At 32.3% G+C, this 1,323-nt stretch carries 2 protein-coding genes; both read right to left on the bottom strand.

The genetic code is table 11. The annotated features are described in order from the left end of the window. The coding region (locus DSM106972_RS51960; protein ID WP_201800894.1) for a hypothetical protein at positions 1-486 on the bottom strand (486 nt) is incomplete at its 3' end. A 225-nt stretch (positions 487-711) separates the two neighbouring features. Beyond that, entirely contained in the window at positions 712-960 is a 249-nt protein-coding gene (locus tag DSM106972_RS48015) for an HAD family hydrolase (RefSeq protein ID WP_127087344.1), read from the bottom strand. Between the last annotated feature and the right edge of the window lie 363 nt (positions 961-1,323).

Genomic DNA, 1,323 nt, shown 5'->3' on the forward strand with positions numbered 1-1,323 from the left:
GATGTTTGCTGACTCTGACATTTTTATCTGATTGATTATTTGCAATAAAAGAGATTTAGGCGCCTTTGAATGATTAGCGATAATGTTCAGTATCTCAACATGATTACATAAAGCTGCCATTTTCATATATTTTAGTGGGATATCATCTAGTAATAAAATATTTTTAACAGTTTGAATAGGCATTTGTTGAAACAGACGTGGATTTTTCTGTGCAAATAATCGAAATGTTGGATTATTTATCAATTCAGATGGAAAATAGGCGCCGAGTACAATTAGCTTGACAATAGGTGTATTCGGATTTGTAATCAAGCTTCTGTATATTTCTATTTTATGCATAAGGATACTTAATACTAATAAAGTTTGGGTTGGAGTGGCATAATTATTAGGCACTAAATATCTGAATTTAATACTTTTTAGTGCTAGCTTATGTAATGCATCAGAATAAGTATTTGCATCTGCGGCTTGTTCGATAAATGAGTTAATCATATCAATTCTCCTTAAAGTGTCTGTAAGCGTTTTCACACATGAACTACAATCTGTAGATACGGCTATAAGAATACCCTTGCCAAGCGCCAGTATCACTTGTTTAATCTTTGATGGTAGAAAGCGAGGTAAGTGGTGTTTTCTACTCTTCATACACTCATCTCTTTTTTGGAATCTGACAGTCGGTGAATAGATTTTATTTCTACTCGTCTTGATTTGTATTTGAGGCTAATCTTTTCTTCGCTTTCTTCTTGTGCTGGCATGATATAAGGAAATCGCATGATTATGAGCAATCGGATTGTAACGATTTTTCAACCAGTCTTGAACAAGTTCTAAATTATAGCGGATGCAACGGCAATTAACTTTTATCCAGTGTGTCCCTTCAACTAATGTTCCATTTAAACGATACTTTTTCAGCGTAGCGCAACTAAGATTTAGTTTTTCTGAAGCAACTTGCTTGTTAACAAACTGATACATAGTTTGATTCCTTTGAGTGTGAGACACTAATATTTCAGTCCATAGGTTCTATGTTGGAATAACTTGCCTTTTCGAGAAGATATATATGACTGCGAATATTGTCATTCAATCAAATATTTTTTGTGAAAGAGCAAAAAATATCTCAATTTCATTATTAAGGAAAGTGGCATCAAGATAATTTTTGAAACCATGCATTACTTATATCTAGTTATATCTCATTTAACAATTTTTTGATGACAGGATAATTCACGCTTAAAATCAAGCTGTATTATCTAGTACACTATTTCAATATTTTCTACGTAAGTTAGAAATTAACTGGATGCGATTGAGAGTTATTACAGATAGTAAGAGTAAGAAAAGTTT

This window comes from Dulcicalothrix desertica PCC 7102 (assembly GCF_003991905.1).
Lineage (GTDB): Bacteria > Cyanobacteriota > Cyanobacteriia > Cyanobacteriales > Nostocaceae > Dulcicalothrix > Dulcicalothrix desertica.

Excerpts from the sequence above, each read along its gene's own strand:
- DSM106972_RS48015 (WP_127087344.1), bottom strand. The coding sequence starts at position 960 with ATGTATCAGTTTGTTAACAAGCAAGTTGCTTCAGAAAAACTAAATCTT.